The 24052-nt window shown below is 58.8% G+C and carries 28 protein-coding genes; 17 read left to right on the plus strand and 11 right to left on the minus strand.

What is annotated here, in order from left to right:
* Nucleotides 1-9: 9 nt before the first annotated feature.
* Nucleotides 10-219 (minus strand): hypothetical protein, encoded by a 210-nt coding sequence (locus ACRAWE_RS09355; protein ID WP_025160266.1) that lies wholly within the window; start codon nt 217-219, stop codon nt 10-12.
* Nucleotides 220-360: 141 nt separating this feature from the next.
* Here ACRAWE_RS09355 and ACRAWE_RS09360 point away from each other — a divergent pair, with 141 nt between their 5' ends.
* Complete coding sequence (locus ACRAWE_RS09360; protein ID WP_019454826.1) at nt 361-711, plus strand: GFA family protein; 351 nt, start codon at nt 361-363, stop codon at nt 709-711.
* Nucleotides 712-723: 12 nt separating this feature from the next.
* On the opposite strand, the gene ACRAWE_RS09365 is transcribed toward ACRAWE_RS09360, so the two are convergent.
* Both ACRAWE_RS09365 and ACRAWE_RS09370 read right to left on the minus strand, forming a co-directional pair.
* Nucleotides 724-1140, minus strand: coding sequence for a DUF2000 domain-containing protein (locus ACRAWE_RS09365; protein ID WP_004941246.1), 417 nt, complete (start codon nt 1138-1140; stop codon nt 724-726).
* Nucleotides 1141-1238: 98 nt separating this feature from the next.
* Nucleotides 1239-1697 (minus strand): hypothetical protein, encoded by a 459-nt coding sequence (locus ACRAWE_RS09370; RefSeq protein WP_019454825.1) that lies wholly within the window; start codon nt 1695-1697, stop codon nt 1239-1241.
* 231 nt (nt 1698-1928) lie between these two features.
* Between ACRAWE_RS09370 and ACRAWE_RS09375 the strand changes: the two genes are divergently transcribed.
* Nucleotides 1929-3137, plus strand: a complete 1209-nt coding sequence (locus ACRAWE_RS09375; protein ID WP_063919269.1) for an MFS transporter — start codon at nt 1929-1931, stop codon at nt 3135-3137.
* On the opposite strand, the gene ACRAWE_RS09380 is transcribed toward ACRAWE_RS09375, so the two are convergent.
* Nucleotides 3112-4014: a LysR family transcriptional regulator gene (locus ACRAWE_RS09380; RefSeq protein WP_063919268.1), complete on the minus strand. Its 903-nt coding sequence runs from the start codon at nt 4012-4014 to the stop codon at nt 3112-3114. The two genes, ACRAWE_RS09375 and ACRAWE_RS09380, sit on opposite strands and share 26 nt — an antisense overlap.
* A gap of 122 nt (nt 4015-4136) precedes the next feature.
* Between ACRAWE_RS09380 and ACRAWE_RS09385 the strand changes: the two genes are divergently transcribed.
* Both ACRAWE_RS09385 and ACRAWE_RS09390 read left to right on the plus strand, forming a co-directional pair.
* The gene (locus ACRAWE_RS09385) at nt 4137-4877 is read left to right on the plus strand and encodes an SDR family NAD(P)-dependent oxidoreductase (RefSeq protein ID WP_154747025.1); all 741 of its coding nucleotides are present in this window, start codon (nt 4137-4139) and stop codon (nt 4875-4877) included.
* Between the two features lie 16 nt (nt 4878-4893).
* Nucleotides 4894-5103, plus strand: a complete 210-nt coding sequence (locus tag ACRAWE_RS09390) for a tautomerase family protein (RefSeq protein WP_063919266.1) — start codon at nt 4894-4896, stop codon at nt 5101-5103.
* Nucleotides 5104-5188: 85 nt separating this feature from the next.
* Here ACRAWE_RS09390 and ACRAWE_RS09395 read toward each other — a convergent pair whose 3' ends face one another.
* On the minus strand, nt 5189-5326 hold the full coding sequence (locus ACRAWE_RS09395) for a hypothetical protein (RefSeq protein WP_019454820.1): 138 nt from the start codon (nt 5324-5326) through the stop codon (nt 5189-5191).
* A gap of 294 nt (nt 5327-5620) precedes the next feature.
* Between ACRAWE_RS09395 and ACRAWE_RS09400 the strand changes: the two genes are divergently transcribed.
* The 6 genes from ACRAWE_RS09400 (at nt 5621) to uspF (ending at nt 10536) form a co-directional block, all read left to right on the plus strand.
* On the plus strand, nt 5621-6736 hold the full coding sequence (locus tag ACRAWE_RS09400) for an AI-2E family transporter (RefSeq protein ID WP_432525269.1): 1116 nt from the start codon (nt 5621-5623) through the stop codon (nt 6734-6736).
* A gap of 93 nt (nt 6737-6829) precedes the next feature.
* A complete protein-coding gene (locus tag ACRAWE_RS09405) occupies nt 6830-7042 on the plus strand; it encodes a hypothetical protein (RefSeq protein ID WP_432525270.1) in 213 nt (70 codons plus the stop codon).
* A gap of 66 nt (nt 7043-7108) precedes the next feature.
* Nucleotides 7109-7402: a hypothetical protein gene (locus ACRAWE_RS09410; RefSeq protein WP_432525271.1), complete on the plus strand. Its 294-nt coding sequence runs from the start codon at nt 7109-7111 to the stop codon at nt 7400-7402.
* A gap of 168 nt (nt 7403-7570) precedes the next feature.
* On the plus strand, nt 7571-8107 hold the full coding sequence (locus ACRAWE_RS09415; protein ID WP_432525272.1) for a GNAT family N-acetyltransferase: 537 nt from the start codon (nt 7571-7573) through the stop codon (nt 8105-8107).
* Nucleotides 8108-8512: 405 nt separating this feature from the next.
* Nucleotides 8513-9523, plus strand: a complete 1011-nt coding sequence (locus tag ACRAWE_RS09420; protein WP_432525273.1) for a DUF4062 domain-containing protein — start codon at nt 8513-8515, stop codon at nt 9521-9523.
* A gap of 557 nt (nt 9524-10080) precedes the next feature.
* Nucleotides 10081-10536, plus strand: a complete 456-nt coding sequence (gene uspF, locus ACRAWE_RS09425) for a universal stress protein UspF (RefSeq protein WP_063919260.1) — start codon at nt 10081-10083, stop codon at nt 10534-10536.
* A gap of 84 nt (nt 10537-10620) precedes the next feature.
* Here the strand turns inward: uspF and icd are convergent, their stop codons facing one another.
* On the minus strand, nt 10621-11874 hold the full coding sequence (gene icd / locus ACRAWE_RS09430; protein ID WP_015377612.1) for an NADP-dependent isocitrate dehydrogenase: 1254 nt from the start codon (nt 11872-11874) through the stop codon (nt 10621-10623).
* 132 nt (nt 11875-12006) lie between these two features.
* Here icd and rluE point away from each other — a divergent pair, with 132 nt between their 5' ends.
* The 4 genes from rluE to mnmA all read left to right on the plus strand — a co-directional run bounded on the left by rluE (nt 12007) and on the right by mnmA (nt 14657).
* Nucleotides 12007-12633, plus strand: coding sequence for a 23S rRNA pseudouridine(2457) synthase RluE (rluE, locus tag ACRAWE_RS09435; RefSeq protein ID WP_432525274.1), 627 nt, complete (start codon nt 12007-12009; stop codon nt 12631-12633).
* A 22-nt stretch (nt 12634-12655) separates the two neighbouring features.
* Nucleotides 12656-12994, plus strand: a complete 339-nt coding sequence (locus ACRAWE_RS09440; protein WP_019454810.1) for a lysozyme inhibitor LprI family protein — start codon at nt 12656-12658, stop codon at nt 12992-12994.
* Between the two features lie 9 nt (nt 12995-13003).
* Nucleotides 13004-13450 carry an NUDIX hydrolase gene (locus ACRAWE_RS09445; RefSeq protein ID WP_019454809.1) on the plus strand — a complete coding sequence of 149 codons (447 nt, stop codon included), beginning with the start codon at nt 13004-13006 and terminating at the stop codon, nt 13448-13450.
* 106 nt (nt 13451-13556) lie between these two features.
* Nucleotides 13557-14657, plus strand: coding sequence for a tRNA 2-thiouridine(34) synthase MnmA (mnmA, locus tag ACRAWE_RS09450; protein ID WP_019454808.1), 1101 nt, complete (start codon nt 13557-13559; stop codon nt 14655-14657).
* Between the two features lie 46 nt (nt 14658-14703).
* Here mnmA and kup read toward each other — a convergent pair whose 3' ends face one another.
* On the minus strand, nt 14704-16572 hold the full coding sequence (kup, locus tag ACRAWE_RS09455; protein ID WP_432525275.1) for a low affinity potassium transporter Kup: 1869 nt from the start codon (nt 16570-16572) through the stop codon (nt 14704-14706).
* A 331-nt stretch (nt 16573-16903) separates the two neighbouring features.
* On the opposite strand from kup, the gene hflD reads away from it, so the two are divergent.
* Nucleotides 16904-17530 (plus strand): high frequency lysogenization protein HflD, encoded by a 627-nt coding sequence (gene hflD / locus ACRAWE_RS09460; RefSeq protein ID WP_198636509.1) that lies wholly within the window; start codon nt 16904-16906, stop codon nt 17528-17530.
* Nucleotides 17531-17552: 22 nt separating this feature from the next.
* The gene (gene purB / locus ACRAWE_RS09465; RefSeq protein WP_019454805.1) at nt 17553-18923 is read left to right on the plus strand and encodes an adenylosuccinate lyase; all 1371 of its coding nucleotides are present in this window, start codon (nt 17553-17555) and stop codon (nt 18921-18923) included.
* 48 nt (nt 18924-18971) lie between these two features.
* Here the strand turns inward: purB and ACRAWE_RS09470 are convergent, their stop codons facing one another.
* From ACRAWE_RS09470 to ACRAWE_RS09480, 3 genes are all read right to left on the minus strand, one after another.
* A complete protein-coding gene (locus ACRAWE_RS09470) occupies nt 18972-19676 on the minus strand; it encodes a GNAT family N-acetyltransferase (RefSeq protein ID WP_063919256.1) in 705 nt (234 codons plus the stop codon).
* 15 nt (nt 19677-19691) lie between these two features.
* Nucleotides 19692-20144: a GNAT family N-acetyltransferase gene (locus ACRAWE_RS09475; RefSeq protein WP_154747009.1), complete on the minus strand. Its 453-nt coding sequence runs from the start codon at nt 20142-20144 to the stop codon at nt 19692-19694.
* Between the two features lie 116 nt (nt 20145-20260).
* Nucleotides 20261-21775, minus strand: coding sequence for a PLP-dependent aminotransferase family protein (locus tag ACRAWE_RS09480; protein WP_432525276.1), 1515 nt, complete (start codon nt 21773-21775; stop codon nt 20261-20263).
* A gap of 132 nt (nt 21776-21907) precedes the next feature.
* Between ACRAWE_RS09480 and ACRAWE_RS09485 the strand changes: the two genes are divergently transcribed.
* Nucleotides 21908-22672, plus strand: a complete 765-nt coding sequence (locus tag ACRAWE_RS09485) for a GntR family transcriptional regulator (protein ID WP_063919253.1) — start codon at nt 21908-21910, stop codon at nt 22670-22672.
* Here the strand turns inward: ACRAWE_RS09485 and ACRAWE_RS09490 are convergent.
* A complete protein-coding gene (locus tag ACRAWE_RS09490; protein WP_063919252.1) occupies nt 22669-23697 on the minus strand; it encodes an ADP-ribosylglycohydrolase family protein in 1029 nt (342 codons plus the stop codon). The two genes, ACRAWE_RS09485 and ACRAWE_RS09490, sit on opposite strands and share 4 nt — an antisense overlap.
* Nucleotides 23698-24052: the final 355 nt, after the last annotated feature.

Raw genomic sequence — 24052 nt, forward strand, 5'->3', positions numbered from 1 at the left:
GACAAGCCGTTATTTCAGGGCTTCCTGAATGGCGTCGGCCATCGGACCGATATGCTTTTCCGCCGCCTTCAGCTGAAAGTCCACGCCGTTGCCGTCGTTGGTGTCCGACAGCGTGGCCTTGATCAATTCCAGCGCCGCCTGCACCGCCACCAGCCGTTTGTGCTGCTCGTCCGTGACCGGTTTGGCGCCCATATTCGCTGGGTAGTAATGTTCTAACATCGCGCTCTCCTTTTGATGACGTTAATCTCTAACCTAACAGAAAACCGCGCATTTACTAAGGAAACCGCGCCCGGCGCGGCCGAGTGACGATAAATTGCACTATACTGGGCAAATACTCTCCCCTGTCACAGGATCATCGCCATGTCATTCCAGGGAAGCTGCCACTGCGGCGCCGTCACCTTCTCCGTCGACGCCGAACTGCCTACCGAAGCCCTCAGCTGCAACTGTTCGATCTGCCGCCGCAAAGGGCTGCTGCTGTCCTTCTTTCCCGTCGCCGCCTTCACACTGAACAGCGGCGAAGACCAGCTCAGCACCTACACCTTCAATCAGCACAAGATCCGCCATCAGTTCTGCCGAGTCTGCGGCGCCCAGCCTTTCGCCTACGGCACCGCGCCGGACGGCGCCGCGATGTGCGCCGTTAACCTGCGCTGTGTGCCCGCCATTGCGCTGGATACGTTGCAGATCCACGCCTACGACGGCGCCAGCGTCTGAGATAGCGCGTTTTCAGCGATAGACGGAGAATTTCTTGGTCAGCGGCTTAAGCTGCTCGGTATCCCCGTAGAGCGCCACCGCCACGAAATCCAACTGCTCGTAAGGCGTGTTGGCGGTGTCGGCGATCTGCTGCTCGGCGGAATGCGACAGCATGGTGGTGGTGAAGAAGTTGGACAGCACGCCCTCTTCCTTGCACTTCAGGATCAGGTTGCTAAGCTGGCTGCTGTTCTTGGCCTGCAGGATCACGATCGGATAATGGCTCATGTTGGCGCTGACGCCGTCGAGGCTGCTCGGGTAATGGTGAAACTCGCGCTGTTCGATCAGATCGGTGATGCCCGCCGTCAGATGGCAGGAGGCGTTAAACAGCGTGGCCGGTTCGTGATTGCGGTTGAGGATGATATAAAATTTTTTCTCGTTGTCGCTATACATACTCTTCTCCTTGAATAGGCAGCCAGTTTTACCCAACCGGCGCACGGTTTCAAGGCGCGATAAGGGGCCGCGTCCGGCCCCGTGGTAGCACTGCCGGCTCAGACCGCGCCTTCGCCAGGCCCCAGCGGCTGGGCCACCTGATGCAGCACGGTGATGTTCTGCAAAATAGTGCCGCCGTCGATAGGCTTCATCTGGCCGTCGCGATCTTTATAGTGCGTCGGCTTGGCGCCGTGGAAGAACAGGCCGGCGTTGACCTGCACCCCCAGATAGCCCGCGCTGGCCGGCAGGCGCTGCACGTCGGTCCAGGGATTGGAAACCGGCACGAACTGGAAGCCCTCGCTGGTCTTGGCATACAGCGGGCGCAGCAGCGTGACAAAGGCCATGATCGGCGACAGCGCCTCTGTAAAGATCTGCACCGGCCGATCGACCGTCATCAGAAAGCCCTGCGGCTGCTCCTCAACCGTGTCGAGGCTCAGGCTGCTGCTGATATCATCGCCCCGGCCGCCATAGCTCCATTCAATGGCCGGCGCTCCACTCTCGTTCATCATCTCTGACATACACTGCTCCTTATAAAATGAATTCAACACGCCTGCTGCGTGCCGGAACAGTAAACCGCTGCAGGGGGGCGAGCGTCCACGCCGGGCGGCACGCTGGCGCACCAAACAACGAAGGCGTACCGTCAATAAAGCTCGAAATGAATAGTTTCCCCACGTGATAGCGCAGCATTTGAACGGCCTTTGCCGTAGCGCAGAGGCATAGTGATGACGTTGCCGCTACTGGAGAGTGTTATGACCGCGATTAAACCGGACGCCATCGACCGCGTTCTCCCCGCCGCCACGCCCTGGCTGGCCGTCATCAACGTGCTGTTCGCCGGCATCGCCGCGGCGCTGCACGTAGGCAAGGCCACCATCGCGCTGCCGGCGCTGCAGGACGAGTTCGGCCGCTCGCTGGAGGCGCTCAGCTGGGTCATCTCGGCCTTTCCCTTCGTTGGGGTGTTCGCCGGCATCGCCGCCGGGCTGCTGGTGCGCCGCTGGGGCGACCGGCGCCTGCTGGCGCTCGGGCTGCTGATCATCAGCGCCGCCAGCTTCGTTGGTGCCACGCTGCACGACTTCAGCGGGCTGATCGTCAGCCGCTTTGTCGAGGGGCTCGGCTTCGTGATCGTGGTGGTCGCTTCGCCGGCGGTGCTGAACCGCATCGTCGCTCCGGCGCAGCGCAGCCTGGTATTCGGCATCTGGAGCACCTTTATGCCGGCGGGCATCGCCATTTCGCTGTTTTTCGGTCCGCATCTGGCCGACTGGCAACAGAGCTGGCAGGCCGGTGCGGCACTGACGCTGCTGGCCGCCCTGCTGCTGCCGCTGACCACATCCCGCCGCGCCGCCGACGCGCACTCGCCGTCTCTGCCGCTGCGGCAAGCGCTGGGAGCGATGCTGCGAGCGCGTCAGCCGCTGTTGCTGGCGCTGATGTTCACCACATACAACCTGCAGTTTTTCTCGGTGATGACCTTTCTGCCGATCTTCCTGATGCAGCGCATCGGCCTGTCGCTGGCTGCCGCCGGCGGTATCAGCGCGGCGGCGGTGGCCGCCAACATCATCGGCAACCTCGCCGCCGGCGTGCTGCTGTCGCGCGGCCTGTCCGCCAGAACGCTGCTCGCCGCCACCAGCCTGTTGATCGGGGCCTTCGGCGTCGGCATTTTTCTGCCGATGACGCCCAACGGCCTGCTGATCCCGCTGTGTTTCCTGTTCTGCGCCATCGCCGGCATACTGCCCGCCACCATTCTGGCCGCCACGCCGGCGGCGACGCCGGAACCGACGCTGCTGCCGCTGAGCCTCGGGCTGGTGATGCAGGGAAACTACCTCGGCCAGGTGATCGGCCCGATCGCACTGAGCTCCATCGTGGCCGCGGCCGGCTGGGCGGCCCCGGCGTGGCTGGTGTTGGCGGCGGCGGTGTCTGGAGCGGTATTGGCGCTGGCGGCTACGCTGGCGTCAGGAAATCGATGAATTTCCGTACCTTGAGCGGGACGAAGCGCGCATAGGGATAAAGCAGGATGAAGGGACGCGAGGCGCCGGCGTAATCTTTCAATACCTCGACCAGCGCCCCGCTGCTCAACTCTTGTTCGACGGTAAAGCGATACACCTGCATCAGTCCGGCGCCGCTTTTCACCAACGTCAGCGTAGCGAGGTAATCTTCCTGGCAAAGCCAGCGCCCGGCAGTTTCCACTTTGCTATTTTCGCCCTGAACCTTAAACGTCCAGGCGGTTTTTCTGCCGGTGCTGGGCAACGCATACTGAATGCAATCGTGCCGGGCCAGATCCGCCGGCGTGAGCGGCGCAGGGTGTCGCTGCAAATAGCCCGGCGTCGCCACCACGATCAGTTCAGCCTCCTCCAGACGCCGCGCCGCCAGGCCGGAGTCGTTCAGCTCGCTGCCGCGAATGGCGACGTCGAATTTATCTTCGGAGAAATCGATATTCTGATTGCTGACGTGCAGATTCAGCTTGAGATCGGGATAGCGATGCGCAAACTCGGGCAAGCGCGGCAACAGCCTAAAATGCGCATACAGCGTCGGCACGCTGATGCTGAGCGTGCCCACCGGTTTGTCCCGTTCGCCGGAAATTCTCGCCTCGGCCTCCATCAGCTGACTCAGCGCCCGGCGGCATTCCAGGTAATAACGCTGGCCGACATCCGTGACGCGCATCTGGCGCGTCGTGCGGATAAACAGCTTCGCCTGCAATCGCGCCTCCAGCCGCGCGACCGAGCGGCTGACCGCCGCAGGGGTTATCCCGGCGGCATTGGCCGCTGCGGTGAAGCTGCCGGTTTCTACCGTCAGGCAAAACAGCTCGATACTGCCGACCTGAACGTCGTCAAAATGGCGTTGCATATCTCTTTCTGCCAATTCATTACATGAGGTATAAATTAAAGTTCTTTCCCCCTCATTTTTCAACCAACAGGTATGGATTACCGTTCACATACGGTCAATCACTATCCTGTCGAGGAGAGAAAATGAGCAAAGTAAAAACGGTCATTGTCACGGGCGCATCAAGCGGCTTGGGATTCGCCATCGCGCAAGCCTACCTGGCGCGCGGCTATCAGGTTGTCGCAAACGCCCGTTCGCTTGAACGGCTGCAGGCGGCGGCGGACAAACTCGGCCGCCCGGCCAATCTGCTGCTGGTGCCGGGAGACATCGCGCTGCCGGAAACCACCGAACGGTTGTTCAGTCTGGCAATACAAGCTTTTGGCCAGGTGGATATTCTTATCAATAACGCCGGCATATTTATCGCCAAGCCGATCGCCGACTATACGCCGGAGGAGGTCGACGCGATGGTGGCAACCAATCTGAAAGGCTTCTTCTACCCGGCGCAGGCCGCCGCCCGGCATATGCAGCAACGCAGCGCCGGCCACATCGTCGCCATCACCGCGTCGATCGCCATGCAGCCCAACAGCAAAGTGCCCGCCTTGCTGCCGGTGCTGATCAAGGGCGGCCTTAACCACGCCGTGCGCGAGCTGGCGTTGGAGCTGGCGCCGCACAACGTGATGGTCAACGCCGTGGCGCCCGGCATCATCGCCACGCCGATGCATCAAAATGATGAACAGAGTCTGGCGCAGATGCGGCAACTGGCGCCAACCGGCCGCGTCGGCCAGCCGCAGGACATCGTCGATGCGGTGCTGTATCTGACCGACGCTAATTTCGTCACCGGCACGGTGCTCGCGGTTGACGGCGGCGCAACCGCCGGCGTCTGGTAAAACGGGGAGAAACGTCATGCCATACGTCAACATTAAAGTGACCGACGAAGGGGTCAGCGCCGCGCAAAAGCGCATGCTGATCGAGGGATCCACCGCGCTGCTGGAGCGGGTGCTGAATAAACCGCGCCACACCACTTTCGTGGTGATTGACGAGGTGGCAACCGACAACTGGGGCGTCGGTGGCGAGAGCGTCACCGCCCTGCGCGCCAAAGAACGAGGCGAATGACGGGTGATTTATTCTGTGAGTCCAGTGTCGTAGGGTACAGCCGCTAGTTATCGTTATCGGGTCTGCGTGGTGAGATCAATCACGCTCAGCGCGAAGGATAAGGCCAGTGATGGTCCAGACCCGATAATGACAAGGCACCGGTCGCGGCAAGGTAAATCAGCACGCCGGCGAAAACGATCAGCAGTGCCTTTTCGATAACGGCAAGTCTTTTGTGTTCAGTCATTTGCATACTCCTTCGTGGTCTCGGGCGAACGGCCGCCCTCATCAACACTAGGAAAGCCTGGCGCAGGCGACAAGCTCGGCTCACAAAATGAAACACAATTCATAAATTTTTTTAATTATTTAGCCCTCTTTCTTTTCTCGCGCTGCCACCTGTTCACCCTGCGGTGCCCGCCTTGCCCTTAATACCCCTATGGAATACGCCACTAAAAATCCCCTACCGGTTAAGTAAAGGTGATGATAGTGTTGTTTTCATTCAGATCATCTATGCTGAAAATTCATCTTTTGAGGGACGACTATGATGTCTAAAGGCATTTCCAAAGGATTCTTTATTCTGATCCTGTTTATCGTCACCGCCGCCTTTCTCGACGTGCTGGGGCCCTACTACTCCTCGGTGCTGTGGGCGATTATTCTGGCGGTGATTTTCCACCCGGTGAAAAAGAAGCTGAAGCAGTACGTCGGCGAACGCAACGGCGTGGTGTCGCTGCTGACGGTGGCGCTGATCTGCCTGATCGTGTTCACGCCGCTGGCGATCATCGCCTCGTCGCTGGCGATGGAATTCAACGTGATCTACACCAAGCTGCAGACCAACAACAGCCAGTTGCCGACCATGCTGGCGGACTTTATGCGCCACCTGCCCGGCTGGGCGCAGCGCTTCCTGGCGGAGCATAACCTCAACAGCGCCGCCGAGATCCAAAAGCAGCTTTCTGACGTGGCGCTCAAGGGCGGGCAATACCTGGCGGGCAGCGTGTTCCTGATCGGCAAGGGCACCTTCAACTTCGTCGTCGGCTTCGGCGTGATGCTCTACCTGCTGTTCTTCCTGCTGAAAGACGGCCCCTATCTGGTGAACCTGGCGCTCGAAGCGCTGCCGCTCTCCCAGCACGTGAAGCACCACCTGTTCGTCAAGTTCGCCGCCGTCTCCCGCGCCACCGTCAAGGGCACGGTGGTGGTCGCCGTGGTGCAAGGCGCGCTCGGCGGGCTGGCGTTTTACTTTACCGGCATCGACGGCAGCCTGCTGTGGGGCGCGCTGATGGCGTTCCTGTCGATCATCCCGGCGGTGGGCTCCGCCATCATCTGGGTGCCGGCGGTGATCTACTTCTTCGCCACCGGCATGCTGTGGAAAGCCATTTTCCTGGTGGTGTTCTTCGTGGTGGTGATCGGCCTGGTGGACAACATCCTGCGCCCGCTGCTGGTGGGCAAAGACACCAAAATGCCGGACTACCTGATCCTGATCTCCACCCTGGGCGGCATGGAGGTCTACGGTATCAACGGCTTCGTTATCGGCCCCTTGATCGCCGCGCTGTTCATCGCCTGCTGGAACATCCTGTCCGGCCGCGACAGCGAGGAGAACATCGAAGAGATCGACGAAGAATTCATCGAGGAAGGCAAAAACCATCCCGACGCGGCGGAGTAACGCTCTCGCGCCGTATCAGGCAGGGGCCCGTTTGGGCCCTTTTTTTCGTCTGTGGTATCCTTGCCCGGCTCACAAGGAAGAACGGGTTTCGTTATGCTTATTCTCTACGCCACGTTGGCCATCGCCTTCACCCTGCTGTGCCTGTTGGCCTTTATTTATTGCGCCTATCAGCTGTCGAAGCACGGCGACGTCAAGTTTCTGGCCTCGCTTTCCGTGCTGCTCTTCGCGCTGCTGGCCTTCTATGCCGCTTACGGCTACGTCAGCACCTGGCTGCAACAGCAGGCGGTGGATGTCAGGCTGTATTAACGCGCTGGGATAAAAAACACCTATAGAGTGACTAAAACACACGCCAAGAAAGGAAAGTATTTCCCGATGAGATTACCGTCAACATCCGTTATCCCCCTGCTGTTTACCCTGCTGCTGGCGGGCTGCCAGTATCACAAAACCGTGTCCCCGCCGCCGTATATCGGCGCTCCGCAAGAGATCAGCACCTACGAAGTGAAAGGGCTGACGTTCGTCACCACCGTCACCTTCAGCGGCCTGTTCGCCGAAGAACTGGTGCGCGAATACGCGCAGAAACATCACTATCGCTACTATGTGGTAACGATGCGCAGCAACGGTTTTAAAGACCGAAGCGAGCGCGTGAGCGCGATGATGTATCGGTAATACCAAACAAGTAGCCGGCGCGTTAAACACAATGATAAAGTGATTTGCGACAAAGAGCTTGCCCGCCCCTTAGCCGTAACCTTGTCATCTGCGCGCCAAGACGGGAAATTATCGCTCGTTCTCTCAGGGTAACATTACGATACGCTGCAACGCAGAAAAGGAACCGTTATGCCTTTACTCCCTGCCGTGCACATCGAAACCGAACGGTTGATATTGCGTCCTCACAACCTGGCCGATTTCGATGCCTGGTATTCCATGTTTACAGATAAGGAACTGTTCAAATTTATCAGCGCCCCCAATCTTTCACCTGAAGATGGTTGGAATAGACTACTGCGCTATATTGGCCACTGGTCGGTTTTCGGCTATGGGCTGTTCGCCATATTTCGCAAAGTGGACGGACAGTTCCTGGGCGAGACCGGGTTGGCGGATTTTCATCGGGGTCTGGGCAATGACTTCGATGGGAGCCCTGAAGCCGCATGGATTATTGCCCGGAAGGCCCAAGGTCAGGGAGACGCACAAGAAGCGGCTACCGCAGCGCATCAATGGATTGACAGCACGTTATCACCCGTTCAAACAGTTTGCCTTATCGGCGAAAACAATCGGCCTTCCGTTAAAATAGCTCAATATCTGGGTTACCAAATATTTGGCCAATGCGAATACAAAGGAGTATCTTGCTTAAAACTAAGACGGACAATAAAGACTTAAATCTAAATCCACCAGCCGCACAGGCTGGTGGAGGTCACGTGAACACCTAAATTTTTTACTAAAAGATCCCGCTGCAAGACACTGTGGTATCCTAGTCCCAGAGTCTGATCTGGCCGCCTCAGGACAAATCCAATGTAATGCTTTTAAGCGCCTCGTGAACCGTAGGTATTGGCGGTGAGCAACAATTTATTCAGAGCTATTCACTCTCTTAAAATCGCCAACACTCAAGGGTGACTATAAGCTTTTCAATCATAAGACACCTATTAAATTACATCCATTATTAATAAGCCACTGACCATTTAAAATCGATGCACCCAGATTAAAAACCGCAACAGAACTCACGCCTTTGTTGTAAATATGATATATTATACCCACATAATACACTTTATACTAATCAGGCAAGAAATGAACAAAAGATATCAGGTATTTGTAAGCTCAACGTATAAAGATTTAATTGAGGAGCGACAAAGAGTCACTCAAACACTAATGGAGATGGATTGCATACCTGCAGGAATGGAGCACTTCCCAGCAGTTGATCAAGAACAGTTCGAGTTTATAAAAAAAGTTATTGATGATAGTGATTACTATCTAATAATTATTGCTGGAAAGTATGGGAGCATTTCTCCTGATACCGGTACAAGTTATACTGAAATGGAATACGACTATGCTATCAGCCAAGGAATTAAAGTAATCGCTATTGTCCATAATGACATTGGTGCTTTATCAAAAAATAAAACAGAGACAAACCAGGCTATATCTAAAAAGCTAGACGTATTTAGGAAAAAAGTATGTTCAGGAAGATTAGTTAAATTCTGGAGCAAAATTGATGATATACCTGGTCAAGTATCTGTCAGCTTAAATAGGACAATTACCACATTTCCTGCGATTGGATGGGTCAGAGCAGATCGTGTCGCATCAGATGAAATATTATCCGAACTAAATGAACTTAGAAAAGAGAATGAAAGGTTGAAAAAAGAAGGCTCGGGACATAAGGATGTTTTTGAAAAAATACATTTTACATTGAAGAACAATAATGTGGAACTATCTGTCAGAAAGGATGACTATACATCATGGGATGAAGCCAAAGATTATAACACCACCCTTTTTTCTATATTTAGATCAATAGCTCCATATTTAATCGATGAGTATTCTGAAAAAGACACAAGGTATTCTATGGCATTTGGCGTTTCTAACAATGCTGATTTAGAAGGTGTCGACTATCCTATCCCCGACAATCAATTCAGTGAAATAATCGCTGACTTGTCTTCCCTAGAGTTAATAGAACCATCAAAGAAAAAACATGCCATAAAAGACACAGCAAAATATTTATCTTTGTCTAAAATAGGAAAGGAATATCACAAACACATAAGAAAACTACTTTTAGAAGAGAACGCATTAAAGACCAAAGACAATTGAACTATAACCTTATACGTTTCTTATTATTTTAGTGCAATAAATACATCTAACATGCTAACGGGAGCAAAAAGCTCCCTTTACTCTCAATTACTCAACATTATTATATATGCTTCACTGTTTAACGACAGTAGCTGAAAACCATTAGTACTTCAATAAGTCAGATCATTTTATCAGGCATTTAAAGGCGTAAATCACGGTCTTAGTGGCGATAGCACCTTCTCAATTAGTTCACTTATTTCAGCCTTTAGGCGGCGCAGCATTAGAGTAACATCAAAGATAGTTAACCATTTTATTTATAATTAGTTTATCAAAAAAACGCTATTAACATTGACGTTCTTACTTTACTCATAACCTGTTGAATGTTAGGTTTGGACACCTCAGTTTTTCGCCTGAATTGACATACCCAACTTTCCTCCTCTAGCCAAGACAGCGATTTCCGCATACTTTCCCTGTTGGCGGCCAATTTCTTTAGTTCTGCCACCTGGATCTCCCCTTTCTCTGCGTCAAGCGGCTATAATCCAAAAAGTGGAGTTATTTGAAAACGATAAGGAGGGAGTATGTACAAAACTATCTTGGTTCCCGTGGACATTACCGAGCCGGAATTAACGCAGCAGGTCATCCCACATGTCAACGCGCTCGCTAAGCTCGAAGACTCCCACGTCCATTTCCTGGCAGTGATCCCGTCGCGCGCCACCTACGCCGCTTTCGGCTTTGCCGCCACGGCAGCGATAGAAACCAAAGATGAAACCATTGCGCTAGCGACCGAGGGGCTGGCAAAAGCGGCAAAACAATTCAGCGTGCCTGAAGATAGAGTGACCACGCATGTTGCCGTCGGCGATCCTAAAGATCAGATCCTGGAACTTGCTGATGCGCTTAACGCGGAGATTATCGTGATGGGTTCCAACCGCCCTTCTGCGATCACTTATCTCCTCGGTTCCAATGCCACCGCCGTTGTCCGCCACGCCAATTGCCCGGTGCTGGTGGTGCGTGAATCGGCTAACGCCGCTCAGTGAGCCTGCCCAATACCTCGCTCATATTTAAACAATAAAAAAACGGGAGCCCTAAGGCTCCCGCTCTCATTCAAACGCCAAACACCCTTACATGTGCTTAACGATAGCGTCGCCAAACTCTGAACATTTCAGCAGCTTAGCGCCTTCCATCAGGCGTTCGAAGTCATAAGTCACGGTCTTGGCGGCGATGGCGCCTTCCATTCCCTTAACAATCAGGTCAGCTGCTTCGAACCAACCCATGTGACGCAGCATCATCTCTGCGGACAGGATGATGGAGCCTGGGTTCACTTTGTCCTGGCCGGCGTACTTCGGCGCGGTACCGTGAGTCGCTTCGAACAGCGCGCAGTCGGAGCCGATGTTGGCGCCCGGTGCGATACCGATGCCGCCTACCTGGGCCGCCAGGGCGTCGGAGATGTAGTCACCGTTCAGGTTCATACAGGCAATCACGTCGTACTCCGCCGGGCGCAGCAGGATCTGCTGCAGGAAGGCGTCGGCGATCACGTCTTTAACCACGATCTCTTTGCCGGTGTTCGGGTTCTTGATCTTCAGCCATGGGCCACCGTCGATCAGCTCGCCGCCGAACTCTTCGCGCGCCAGCTCATAGCCCCAATCCTTGAAGGCACCTTCGGTGAACTTCATGATGTTGCCTTTGTGAACCAGGGTCACGGAGTCGCGGTCGTTGGTGATGGCGTATTCGATCGCCGCACGCACCAGACGCTTGGTCCCTTCTTCGGAGCATGGCTTCACGCCGATACCGCACTGCTCTGGGAAGCGGATTTTCTTCACGCCCATTTCGTCGCGCAGGAATTTGATCACTTTGTCCGCTTCGGCGGAACCGGCTTTCCACTCGATGCCGGCGTAGATGTCTTCGGCGTTTTCGCGGAAGATCACCATGTCGGTCAGCTCAGGCTGTTTCACCGGGCTTGGGGTGCCCTGATAGTAACGCACCGGGCGCAGGCACACGTACAGGTCCAGCTGCTGGCGCAGGGCCACGTTCAGAGAACGGATGCCGCCGCCGACCGGGGTGGTCAGGGGGCCTTTGATGGCGACGCGGTAGTCGCGGATCAGGTCCAGAGTTTCGTCCGGCAGCCACACGTCTTTACCGTAAACGTGGGTAGATTTTTCGCCGGTGTAGATTTCCATCCAGGAGATTTTACGTTCGCCGTGGTAAGCCTTTTTAACGGCCGCATCAACCACGTGGATCATGGCAGGAGTCACGTCAACGCCGATGCCGTCGCCTTCGATGAACGGGATGATCGGGTTATGAGGAACAACCAGTTTACCCTGGGCGTCAACCGTGATTTTTTTACCTTCTGCCGGAACAACTACTTTGCTTTCCATCAACCTCTCCTTCAAGCGCAATTTTTGTTAATGCTTTGTAAGATGCGTGTAGATACTACTTGAATATTCGGTCCGCGCCAATCCGAAACGGATTCGGTTATAATGCGCTTATCATCCGTAATCTCAACTGTTATGAAAAAATTCTCTGTTAGAAATCACAAAGTTAAACGATTCAGCAAGCCGAATACCGCCAAACCTGCCGCGCCGAAGGGGCCGCGTCGAATTGTGTTATTCAACAAGCCCTTCGATGTGCTGCCGCAGTTCACCGACGAAGCCGGCCGCGCCACGTTGAAAGAATACATCCCCTTCCCCGACGTTTATGCCGCCGGGCGCCTGGATCGCGACAGCGAGGGGCTGCTGGTGCTGACCAACGACGGCCAGCTGCAGGCGCAGCTCACCCAGCCGGGCAAGCGCACCGGCAAAATCTACTATGTGCAGGTCGAGGGCGCGCCGCAGGAGAGCGATTTGGCGCCGCTGCGCAGCGGCGTCACGCTGAAAGACGGGCCCACGCTGCCGGCCGGGGTGGAGTTGGTCGCCGAGCCGCAGTGGCTGTGGCCGCGCAACCCGCCGATCCGCGAACGCAAATCCATCCCCACCAGCTGGTTGAAAATCACTCTGTTCGAAGGGCGAAACCGTCAGGTGCGTCGCATGACGGCGCATATCGGGTTCCCTACCCTGCGCCTGATTCGCTACAGTATGGGTAATCTTTCGTTGGGTTCACTGCTGCCCGGTGAATGGAAAACCATCGATTCCCTGTAGACCGACAGTTGATGGAGGCGTTATGAAACACACTCCGATCGCGCTGCTGCTCGCCGCTCTGGCAGCCCCGCTCGCCGCCCAGGCCGCCAGCTTCGACTGCGCCAAGGCGGCCGGCGGCGATGAGCGCGCCATCTGCGCCAACCGCACGCTGAACGATCTGGACGTGCAAATGGCCACCAAATACCAGTTCCTGCGCGGGTTGTTCGCCATGGGCGCGCGCGGCGCGATGCAGGACAGCCAGCAGGCCTGGCTGACCAAGCGCCAGCGGTGCGGCGGTGACACCGCCTGCCTGCTGCAAAGTTACCGCACCCGCATCGCCGAGCTGGACGAGATCTACCGGCACATCGACAAACCGCTGTAAGGAGACCGCATGTTCAAACCGCACGTCACCGTCGCCTGCGTGGTGCACGCCGCCGGCAAATTTTTAATTGTCGAAGAAACCATCAACGGCAAAGCGCTGTGGAATCAGCCGGCCGGCCACCTGGAGGCCGACGAGACGCTGGTGCAGGCCGCCGAGCGCGAGCTGTGGGAAGAGACCGGCATCCGCGCCGCGCCGCAGGCGTTCCTGCGTCTGCACCAGTGGATCGCGCCCGATCGCACGCCGTTTCTGCGTTTTTGCTTCGTTATCGAGCTGGAACAACCGCTGCCGACCGAGCCGCACGACAGCGACATCGATCGCTGCCTGTGGCTGAGCGCCGAAGAGATTTTGCAGGCGCCCAACCTGCGCTCCGCTCTGGTGGCGGAGAGCATTCGCAGCTTCCAGCAGCCGGAGCGCTACCCGCTGTCGCTGGTCGGCAGCTTCGCCTGGCCGCATTAAGCGCGCCGGGCAGCACAAGATGAACAGTGCGCCGGCGCGGCCAACGTGGTAAAATCCTGCGCTTGTTTTTATCAGCACGGTTCGTGTTCAAGTTCGTGAGATCCCCATGTCAGACAACAGCCAGAAAAAAGTAATCGTCGGTATGTCCGGCGGCGTCGACTCTTCCGTTACCGCCTATCTGTTACAGCAACAGGGCTATCAGGTCGCTGGGCTGTTCATGAAGAACTGGGAAGAGGACGACGACGAAGAGTACTGCTCCGCCGCGACCGATCTGGCCGATGCGCAAGCGGTCTGCGACAAGTTGGGCATCGAACTGCACACGGTGAACTTTGCGGCGGAATACTGGGACAACGTGTTTGAGCTGTTCCTGGAAGAGTACAAGGCCGGCCGCACGCCGAACCCGGACATCCTGTGCAATAAAGAGATCAAATTCAAAGCCTTCCTGGAGTTCGCCGCCGAAGATCTGGGGGCCGATTTCATCGCCACCGGTCACTACGTGCGCCGCCAGGACGTGGACGGTAAAAGCCGCCTGCTGCGCGGCGTCGACGGCAACAAAGACCAGAGCTACTTCCTCTACACCCTGAGCCACGAGCAGGTAGCGCAAAGCCTGTTCCCGGTCGGCGAGCTGGAGAAGCCGGAGGTGCGCCGCATCGCCGAGCAGTTGGAGCTGGTCACCGCCAAGAAGAAAGACTCCACCGGCATCTGCTTTATCGGCGAGCGCAAGTTCCGTGACTTCCTCGGCCGCTACCTGCCGGCGCAGCCGGGCCCGATCGTCAGCGTCGACGGCCAGACCGTCGGCGAACACCAGGGCCTGATGTATCACACCCTGGGCCAGCGCAAAGGGCTGGGCATCGGCGGTCTGAAAGACAGCAGCGAAGACCCGTGGTACGTAGTGGATAAAGACGTGGCCAACAACGTGCTGGTGGTCGCGCAGGGGCACGATCATCCGCGCCTGATGTCCACCGGCCTTATCGCGCAACAGCTGCACTGGGTGGATCGTCTGCCGCTGAGCGGCCCGTTCCGCTGCACGGTGAAGACCCGCTATCGCCAGCAGGACATCCCTTGCACCGTGACCCCGCTCGACGATGAACGCATCGAAGTGCGTTTCGACGAGCCGGTTTCCGCCGTCACTCCGGGCCAATCGGCGGTGTTCTATCAGGGCGAAATCTGCCTCGGTGGCGGCATCATCGAACAGCGCCTGGCGTAATTGGCCGGCAACGAAAAACGCTGCGTTATCGCAGCGTTTTTTTTATTCAAAATTCCACCTGCGCCCCCAGTTCGATCACCCGGTTCGGCGGGATTTCGAACAGATCCGGCGCCCGCAGCGCGTTGCGCTGCAACAGCTGGAACACCTTGCCGCGAATGCGCAGATACCAGGGCCGTTTGCCCAGCACCAGCGTATCGCGCGACATGAAGAACGAGGTCTCGTTCATGGTGAAACTCATCCCTTCCAGCCCGCAGCGGTAAAGAATGTCCGTTACGTTGGGCGTCTCGCGCCAGCCGTAGCTCGCCACCACCCGCCAGAAGCTCGCCGACAGCTGTTCGATCGTCACCCGCTGCACGTTGTGTACGTACGGCATGTCGGTGGTGACGATGGTCAGCAGCACCACGCGCTCATGCAGCACCTTGTTGTGCTTCAGGTTATGCAACAGCACCAGCGGCACCGCATGCGGCGTGCGCTCCATAAATACGGCGGTGCCCGGCACCCGTTTCGGCGGCGCCTTCTCCAGCGATTCGATCAGCGCGGTCAACCCCTCCTGATTGTCGCGCAGCCGGCGGATCAGGCGCGAACGCTCGGTCTTCCAGGTCAGCATGATCAGCAGAATGGTCAACCCCAGCGCCACCGGCAGCCAGCCGCCGGTCGCCAGCTTGATCAGGTTGGCGCCGAACAGCGGCACGTCGATGCACAGCATGACCAGCAGCATCAACCCGCCCAGATAGCGCGGCCAGCCCCAGTTTTTCACCGCCACGATGCTCAGCAGAATCGACGACAGCAGCATGGTGCCGGTCACCACGATGCCGTAAGCCGAGGCCAGGTTGCTGGAGTGTTTGAAGCTGATAATCACGATCAACACCGCCGCGAACAGCAGCCAGTTCACCACCGGGATGTAGATCTGCCCGGACTCCTGATCGGAGGTATAGATGATGCGCATCGGCGGCAGATAGCCCAGCCGCACCGCCTGGCGCGTCAGCGAGAAGACGCCGGAGATCACCGCCTGCGAGGCGATCACCGTCGCCAGCGTGGCGATCACCAACAGCGGGATCAGCGCCCAGGTCGGCGCCAGCAGGAAGAACGGGTTGTTGATCGCCGCCGGGTTGGCCAGCAGCAGCGCCCCCTGGCCGAAATAGTTAAGCACCAGCGCCGGCGCCACCAGCGTAAACCACGCCAGGCGGATCGGTTTTTTGCCGAAGTGGCCCATGTCGGCGTACAGCGCTTCGGCGCCGGTGACCGACAGCACCACCATGCCCAGCGCGAAGAACGACACCGCCTTGTACTCGAGGAAGAAATTCACCGCCCAGTAAGGGTTCAGCGCCCGCAGCACGCCGGGGTGCTGCAGAATGCCGCCGATGCCCAGCAGCGCCAGCGTCAGGAACCAGATGACCATCGCCGGGGCGAACAGTTTGCCGACGCTGCCGGTGCCGTGCTTTTGGATCGCGAACAGCGCGGTCAACACCAGCAGCGACAGCGGCACGATGAAGCTGTCCAGCTCGGGGGCGATAATCTGCAGCCCTTCGATGGCCGAGAGCACCGAAATGGCCGGGGTGATGACCCCATCGCCGTAAAAGAAGCTGCCGCCCACCAGCCCGATCAGCACCGCTGCCGGTACCCAGCGCGCATCCAGCTTGCGGATCGCCAGCGACATCAGCGTCAGAATGCCCCCTTCGCCGTCGTTGTCGGCGCGCATCACGAAACAGATGTATTTAATCGACACCACCAGCGTCAGCAGCCAGAAAATCAGCGACAAAAAACCGTAGATCGAGGCCGGCGTCATGGTGATGCCCTCCTCTGCCGCCAGGCATTCGCGCAGGGTATACAACGGGCTGGTGCCGATATCGCCATACACCACGCCGATAGCCGCCAGCGTCACCGCCGGCAGCGGCTGCTTGTTTTTCACGTGCATATAAAGGTCTTTATTTGAGGGTTCACGTTGGCAGTATAGATGCAGCCGCCGCACTTTATTTGCCGCCGCAACAATAAGTTCGCGCCGCCGCCCCGGCCATTTTCGCCACCTATTTGCGCAGTTCTGCGCCGCATGGCGCATCCGCCTCATCGCAGGCGTATTAGACGCTGGGTTTACCCTCGATTTTATGGCATGATCCGCGGCATTCGTTGTCATCGTTGTTACAGCCACGCCCGATCGTTCCCGTTCGCGGCCGCCGCCGTTACCCTGGCGATACACACAACCTTATGCAGTAAGCCATGTACCGTTCACAGCGTTTACAGGAGTAATCGTGGCGAAGAATTATTATGACATCACGCTGGCCATGGCGGGCATTAGCCAGGCGGCGCGCTTGGTTCAGCAGCTGGCCCATGAAGGGCAATGCAACCGCGAAGCGTTTCAGACCTCGCTGAAAAGCCTGCTGCAGATGGACCCGCCCTCCACGCTGGCGGTGTTCGGCGGCGAGGAGCGCAATTTGATGGTCGGCCTCGAAACCCTGATGGGCGTGCTTAACGCCAACAACAAAGGGCCGGGCGCGGAACTGACCCGCTATACCATCAGCCTGATGGTGCTGGAGCGCAAGCTCAACGCCAACAAACAGGCGATGAACACGCTCGGCGAACGCCTCGGCCAGCTCGAGCGCCAGCTGGCGCACTTCGATCTGGAGTCGGACACCATCATCAGCGCGCTGGCTGGCATTTACGTCGACGTGGTCAGCCCGCTCGGGCCGCGCATCCAGGTGACCGGCTCACCGGCCATCCTGCAGAACCCGCAGGTGCAGGCCAAGGTTCGCGCCGCACTGCTGGCCGGCATTCGCGCCGCCGTGCTGTGGCAACAGGTCGGCGGCAGCCGCCTGCAATTAATGTTTTCCCGTAATCGTCTGTTCAAGCAGGCGCAAAATATCGTTGCTCATTGTTAATCGATCCCAGGAGTTGCTACCGATGGAATTATCCTCACTGACCGCCGTTTCCCCCGTTGATGGACGCTACGGTGATAAAGTCAGCGCACTGCGCCCCATTTTCAGCGAATACGGTCTGCTGAAATTCCGCGTACAGGTTGAAGTACGTTGGCTGCAAAAACTGGCGGCCTGCGCAGAAATCAAGGAAGTTCCCGCTTTTGACGCCGACGCAAACGCTTTCCTCGACAAAATCGTCGCGGAATTCAACGAAGAAGACGCTCAGCGCATCAAAACCATCGAGCGCACCACCAACCACGACGTGAAAGCGGTCGAGTATTTCCTGAAGGAAAAAGTGGCGGCGGTGCCTGCGCTGCACGCGGTGTCCGAGTTCATCCACTTCGCCTGCACCTCCGAAGACATCAACAACCTGTCGCATGCGCTGATGCTGCAAAGCGCCCGTCAGGACGTGGTGCTGCCTTACTGGCGCAAAATCATCGACGCGCTGAAAGGGCTGGCGCTGGAATATCGCGATATCCCGCTGCTATCGCGCACCCACGGCCAACCGGCGACCCCGTCGACCGTCGGCAAAGAGTTCGCCAACGTGGCTTACCGCATGGAGCGCCAGTACCGCCAGCTGGAGCGCGTGGAGATCATGGGTAAAATCAACGGCGCGGTCGGCAACTACAACGCCCACATCGTCGCTTACCCGGAAGTGGACTGGCACCAGTTCAGCGAGGCGTTCGTCACCTCGCTCGGCATCACCTGGAACCCGTACACCACTCAGATCGAGCCGCATGACTACATCGCCGAACTGTTCGACTGCGTGGCGCGTTTCAACACCATCCTGATCGACTTCGACCGCGACATCTGGGGCTACATCGCCCTGAACCACTTCAAGCAGAAGACCATCGCCGGCGAAATCGGTTCCTCCACCATGCCGCACAAGGTCAACCCGATCGACTTCGAAAACTCCGAAGGCAACCTGGGCCTGGCCAACGCCGTGCTGGGCCATCTGGCGGGCAAACTGCCGGTTTCCCGCTGGCAGCGCGACCTGACCGACTCCACCGTGCTGCGTAACCTGGGCGTGGGCCTGGGCTATGCGCTGATCGCCTATCAGTCCACCCTGAAGGGCATCAGCAAGCTGGAAGTGAACCAGGCGCACCTGCTGGACGAACTGGATCACAACTGGGAAGTGCTGGCCGAGCCGATCCAGACCGTGATGCGCCGCTACGGCATCGAGAAGCCTTACGAGAAGCTGAAAGAGCTGACCCGCGGCAAGCGCGTGGACGCCGCCGGCATGCAGGCGTTCATCGACGGCCTGGCGCTGCCGGAAGAAGAGAAAACCCGTCTGAAGGCGATGACCCCGGCCAACTACATCGGCCGCGCCACCACCATGGTCGACGAGCTGAAGTAAGCGCTTCAGCCCGATAAAAAGGCGGCCCGCGGGCCGCCTTTTTGCTTATTATTCGCCGCGCAGCACCTGCAACCGGGCGATCTGCCGCCCCTGCGCATCGAAGTTGTCCGCGCTCAGCCAACGCGCCAGCGCCTGCCGCACCGCCGGCCAACGGTCAGCGGTGATGGCGAACCAGTCGGTATCCCGGCTGCGCCCTTTGACGATCACCGCAAAACGGAAATTGCCCTCATAACGGAAGCCGAAGCGCAGCGCGGCCTGGCGGGACGGCGCGTTGTGGCTGTCGCACTTCCACTCGCAGCGGCGGTAGCCCAGCGTGTCGAAGGCGTAGCGCAGCAGCAGCGCGATGGCCTCGGTGGCGCTGGAGCGTTGTTTCATCAACGGCGACCAGCTGACGTGGCCAATCTCCAGCACGCCGTTGGCCTCGTCGATGCGCATCAGCGCCACCGTCCCCACCGGCGCGTCGCTGGCGGCGTCGAACACCGTCAGATTGACCAGCGTCGGGTTGGCCTGCAGCGTCTCCAGATGCTGCAGCATCGCCGCCGGCGTGTCGGGCCGTTCGATAGACAGATAGGTCCAGTCGCGGCCGTCCGGCGCCAGCTGAAACGCCTCAAACAGCGCGGCGTAATCCCGCTGCGGCTCGAGCGGCGCCAGCGAGCAGAAACGCCCGCCGAGCGTCGCGCCGCCCGGGCGGCGAGCCGGTTGCCAATCCGGCATCGGTTCGCCAACCGGCTGACCATAACGATTCATTGCCATACACGCCTCCTGCGGTTAACGGGTATACACGATAAACGAGCTTCTTCTGCCGATTTTGTCGTACAGCGAGCGCGCCGGCGCGTTGTACTCCTGGGTCATCCAATACACCCGATCGCTGCCGCGCGCCTCCGCCAGCCGATACGCCTGCTCGAACAGTTTTTCCGACACCTTATGGCCGCGCGCCTGCGGCGACACATAGAGATCTTCGATATAACAATAGCCGACCGCGCTCCAGGTGGACGGGTGGAACACCAGATTCATCAGCCCCAACAGCCGGCCTTCGGCATCCTCCGCCACCAGCCCGAACACCTGTTCATCCTGCCCCAGACGTTCAAAGGTGCGATCGGTCACCTGCGGCGCCACGTCGGCGCGGTAAAAGTCGAGATAGCCCTGCCACAGCGCCAGCCATTGCGCTTTGTCATCGCCATTGATTCTGCGGATAGTCACTTCAGGGTTTGATGGATTCATAGCGCCTCACGGGGTTAAGATATTATTTCCATTAGGGAAACAATCGGATAGCGGCAGAATACACCGCGCGACGGCGGCGCAATACGGACCAATTCAAAACAAAGAGCAGACCAATGCTAGCCGTCGCTTTCCACCGGCAGCGCGTTGAACACCTGCGCCAGCGCGGCGATAAAGCGCACGATCTCATCCGGCGTATAGGCCGAGAAACCGAGCACCAGCGCCCCGCGCTGCGGCGCACCGGTGTAAAAGTCCGCCAGGCCGTACAGCCGCATTCCCCGTTCGGCAGCGGCCGCCACCAGCCGTCGCTCCGTCGCCGCATCCGCCAACGGGCAAACCAGCTGCAGGCCGCCCTGCGGCAGCGCCGGGCGCGTCCAGGCCGCGAGATGGCGTTGCACCGCGTCGTACAGCACATCCAGCCGCGCCTTGTAAAGCGTGCGCATATTGCGCAGATGCTCGGCGTAACCGCCCTCATGCAGAAAGTGGAATAGCGTCATCTGCGCCAGCGCCGACGTGTAGCCGTCCTGAAACTGCCTGGCGGCGACCAGCGGGCGCACCAGCTGCGGCGGCGCGATCATGAAACCGATGCGCAGCCCCGGAAACAACGTCTTGCTGAAGGTGCCGATGTACAGCGTGCGCCCACCGTTGTCCAGCCCCTGCAGCGCCGCCTTGGTTTGTCGGTCGTAGTTGAACTCGGCGTCGTAATCGTCTTCGATGATCCAGGCCCGCCGGTGCTGCGCCCACTGCAACAACGCCAGACGCCGCTCGAGGCTCAGCGAATACCCCAGCGGATAGTGATGGGACGGCGTGATGTAAACGCCTCGCCCGCCACCTGGCGCGCGCGTCAATTGCCCGACATCCAGCCCCTTCTCATCGATGCCGATCGGCCGCGCCTGCAGACCCGCCGACTGCACCAGCTTTTTCGCCCCCTGGTAGCCCGGTTCTTCGACGAACACCGCATCGCCGGGATCGAACAGCACCTGGGTGCACAGCGCCAGCGCCTGCTGCGAGCTGGTTACCACAATCACCTGCTCCGCCGTCGCCTTGACGCCCCGCTCCCGCTGCAAATAGAGCGCGATCTCCGCGCGCAGCTCCGGCAGCCCCTGCGGATCGGCATAGCCCAACAGCCTCTCGCCGTGCCGCCGCAGCGCCTGCTTTTCCCACTGCAGCCACGCGTCGATGGGAAACGCCCGCAGATCCGCCAGCGAAGGCGTCAGCGACGCCTGACGGTTGGTATGCGGCGTATGGCTGACCGCCAGCAGCGCCCGGCCGCGATCGCTCAGCTCGCGCTCCGCCAGCTGCGCCTCTTGCCCCGCCGCCGTCGCCAACAGTTCACGGCCGAGCAGCGTGTCGCAACGGTAGCGAACAAAGCTGCCGCGCCCCACCGACCGGCTGATGTAGCCCTCCGCCTCCAGCCGCGCGTAGGTCTGCTCCACCGTATCGCGCGCCACCGCCAGCCGGGCCGCCAGCGCGCGGCTCGGCGGCAACTGGGTTCGCCAGGCCAGCTCCCCGGCGGCGATCAGTTGCAGCAGGGCCTGATGCAGCGCCGAACGCCGGGTCAGGCCCTGCTGACGCTGCTGCGCGAAAGCGGCTAGGATCGCCGCGTCGTGCATGTAGGATGGGTTGTCGCTCATGGGCAATCTGTTTCTCCGAACTCGGGGCGATGGCACTCTACTCTACCTCATTTCACACCCTCGGCGGCGGCGGTTGCGCTGCCCGGCGAAATCCCCTTAAATAAGCCATCGCATTGAGGCTACAGGACGGCTATGAGCAAGGAGACCAACCAGCGCCTGCTGGACAAACTGCAGCGAGATCTGGCCAGCGCGGGCGCGATGCCGCTGTATCTGCGCTTCAACGCCTCGGTGCGCCAGGCCATCGAGCAAGGATTGCTGAACGCGGGGGACTTCCTGCCCAGCGAGCGCCTGTTCACCGAACAGCTCGGCATCTCGCGCATCACGGTGCGCAAAGCGCTGGCTTGTCTGGAGCAGGACGGCATCATCGGCCGTTCGCGCGGTTACGGCACCTTTATTCAACCGCAGCGGCCCGAGCCGAAGCTGTGCTATTCGTTGGCGGACGTCAAAGGATTCTCGGGCGAGGTGATATCGCAGGGGCGCCGGCCGGATACGCAATGGATCAGCCGCGAACGGGTTCCGGCCAGCGTCGAACTGGCGGAAAAGCTCCAACTGGCGGCCGGAACGCCGATCTACCAACTCAAACGCATTCACTTTATCGATCGACGGCCGATGTCGGTGGCGGTGTCCTACGTGGTGACGGCGGCGATTGCCAACGTCGACGAGATCGGCATCTCGCTGTACGACTACTTCCGGCGCAATAACGTGGGGATGGGATCGCTGCGCAGCCAGGTCAGCGCGGCGATGGCCGACGACGAGACCCGTCAGGCGCTGCTGTTGTCAGAACCGATGCCGCTGCTGATCGTGCGCCAGACGTTGTTCGACCACCATAAAAAGCCGATCGAATACAGCGAGAGCTTCTGCCGCAGCGACATGTACGAGTTTACCAGCGAAAGTTAACCCGTTGACGCTTCACCCTGCCGCCGACGGCGAAAACGCACCAACGCCTGGGCATAAGCCTCGACGTCCAGCGGGTTCACCCGCCGCAACTCGGCCAGCAGCGCAGGGTCCATCGCTTCAGCGCCGTGCAGCGCGCCGCAAATCGCCGTGGCCATCGCGCCAATGGTGTCGGTATCGCCGCCCAGGTTGGCGCACAGCACGGCGCAACGGGTAGGATCGGTGTGCGCCAGCTGCACCATCGCCAGCGCCGCCGGCACCGACTCGATGGTGCTCACCCCGGCGCCGATCAGCTGATACACCCGCTCGGAGGCCTGCTCGGGATCGCCTGCCTCATCCACCACCTGAAACGCCAGCTCAATGCGTGCCGCCAGCGAGGGGCTGAAGGTCGTTTCTTCGCGGCGCTGGGCATATTCCGCTACGTCCGGCAACGCCTGGCGAATCGAGGCCCAATCCGCGCCCTCTACCGCCCGCGCAACCGCCCAGGCGATCGCCACCGCACCGGCGACGGCGATGTCGGATTTGTGCGTCGGGCTGGAGGCCAGCCACACCTGCCGGCAGAAATCCTCCAGCGGTGCGGACGGCAGCACGCAGCCCAACGGCGAAATGCGCATCGCCGCGCCGTTGGTGACGCCGTTGTTTTCCAACTCGGCGATCGGTGTTCCCGCTTTCTGCTCGCTCAACGCCAGTTTGGAACTGGGGCCGAGAATGTTCTTATTGAAGGCGTCAAAACTGTCTACCCAGCGGATTACGTTGCGGGCGATCAGCGCCGGCACGACCTCACCTTCCGCTTCCAGCAGCGCATCGGCCAGCGCCAACGCCATCGCGGTATCGTCGGTATATTGCCCGGCCTTGAAGTAACAGGCGGCCGAGTTCTCCGCCGGCCCATCGAGAAAGCCGTCTATCCAGCCGAAGTGGCGCTTAACCCGCTCGCGCGGCCACAGCTCGGAAGGCATGCCGAGCGCGTCGCCCAGCATCTGTCCGTAAAGTGCGCCCGCTACGCGTTCTGCCTGGGTTAACTGCTTCATCCTTCGCTCCTGAAAAGTGTGCCGACACATTAATAATACCTTATTAGTACCTTTAAAGCTTTTCAAGCGCGCCGGTTCATACTTTCTCCTGTCGATAATGCCCGACGTGTTTAAGTTGCGTTTAACGTTGCCCCGCCGCTGTTTATCCGACGTTTATCAGAACTTGTCGATAATGGCGGCGAACAAATTGATAGCGCTTATTTTAATACATTGCTTCGGCTCTCTTGCGGGCCGGGCGGGTTATACCTACCATAGCCTCAGCACTTTTTGCCAAAATGGTTCAGGTGACCGCGCGCTATCCCCTGACACGCCGCAGAGCGTGTTCCTTTTTATCGCGTGGGTGACAGGATGTTCA

It is taken from the genome of Serratia sp. BFP-2025, assembly GCF_050880365.1.
Taxonomy (GTDB): Bacteria; Pseudomonadota; Gammaproteobacteria; order Enterobacterales; family Enterobacteriaceae; genus Serratia; species Serratia surfactantfaciens.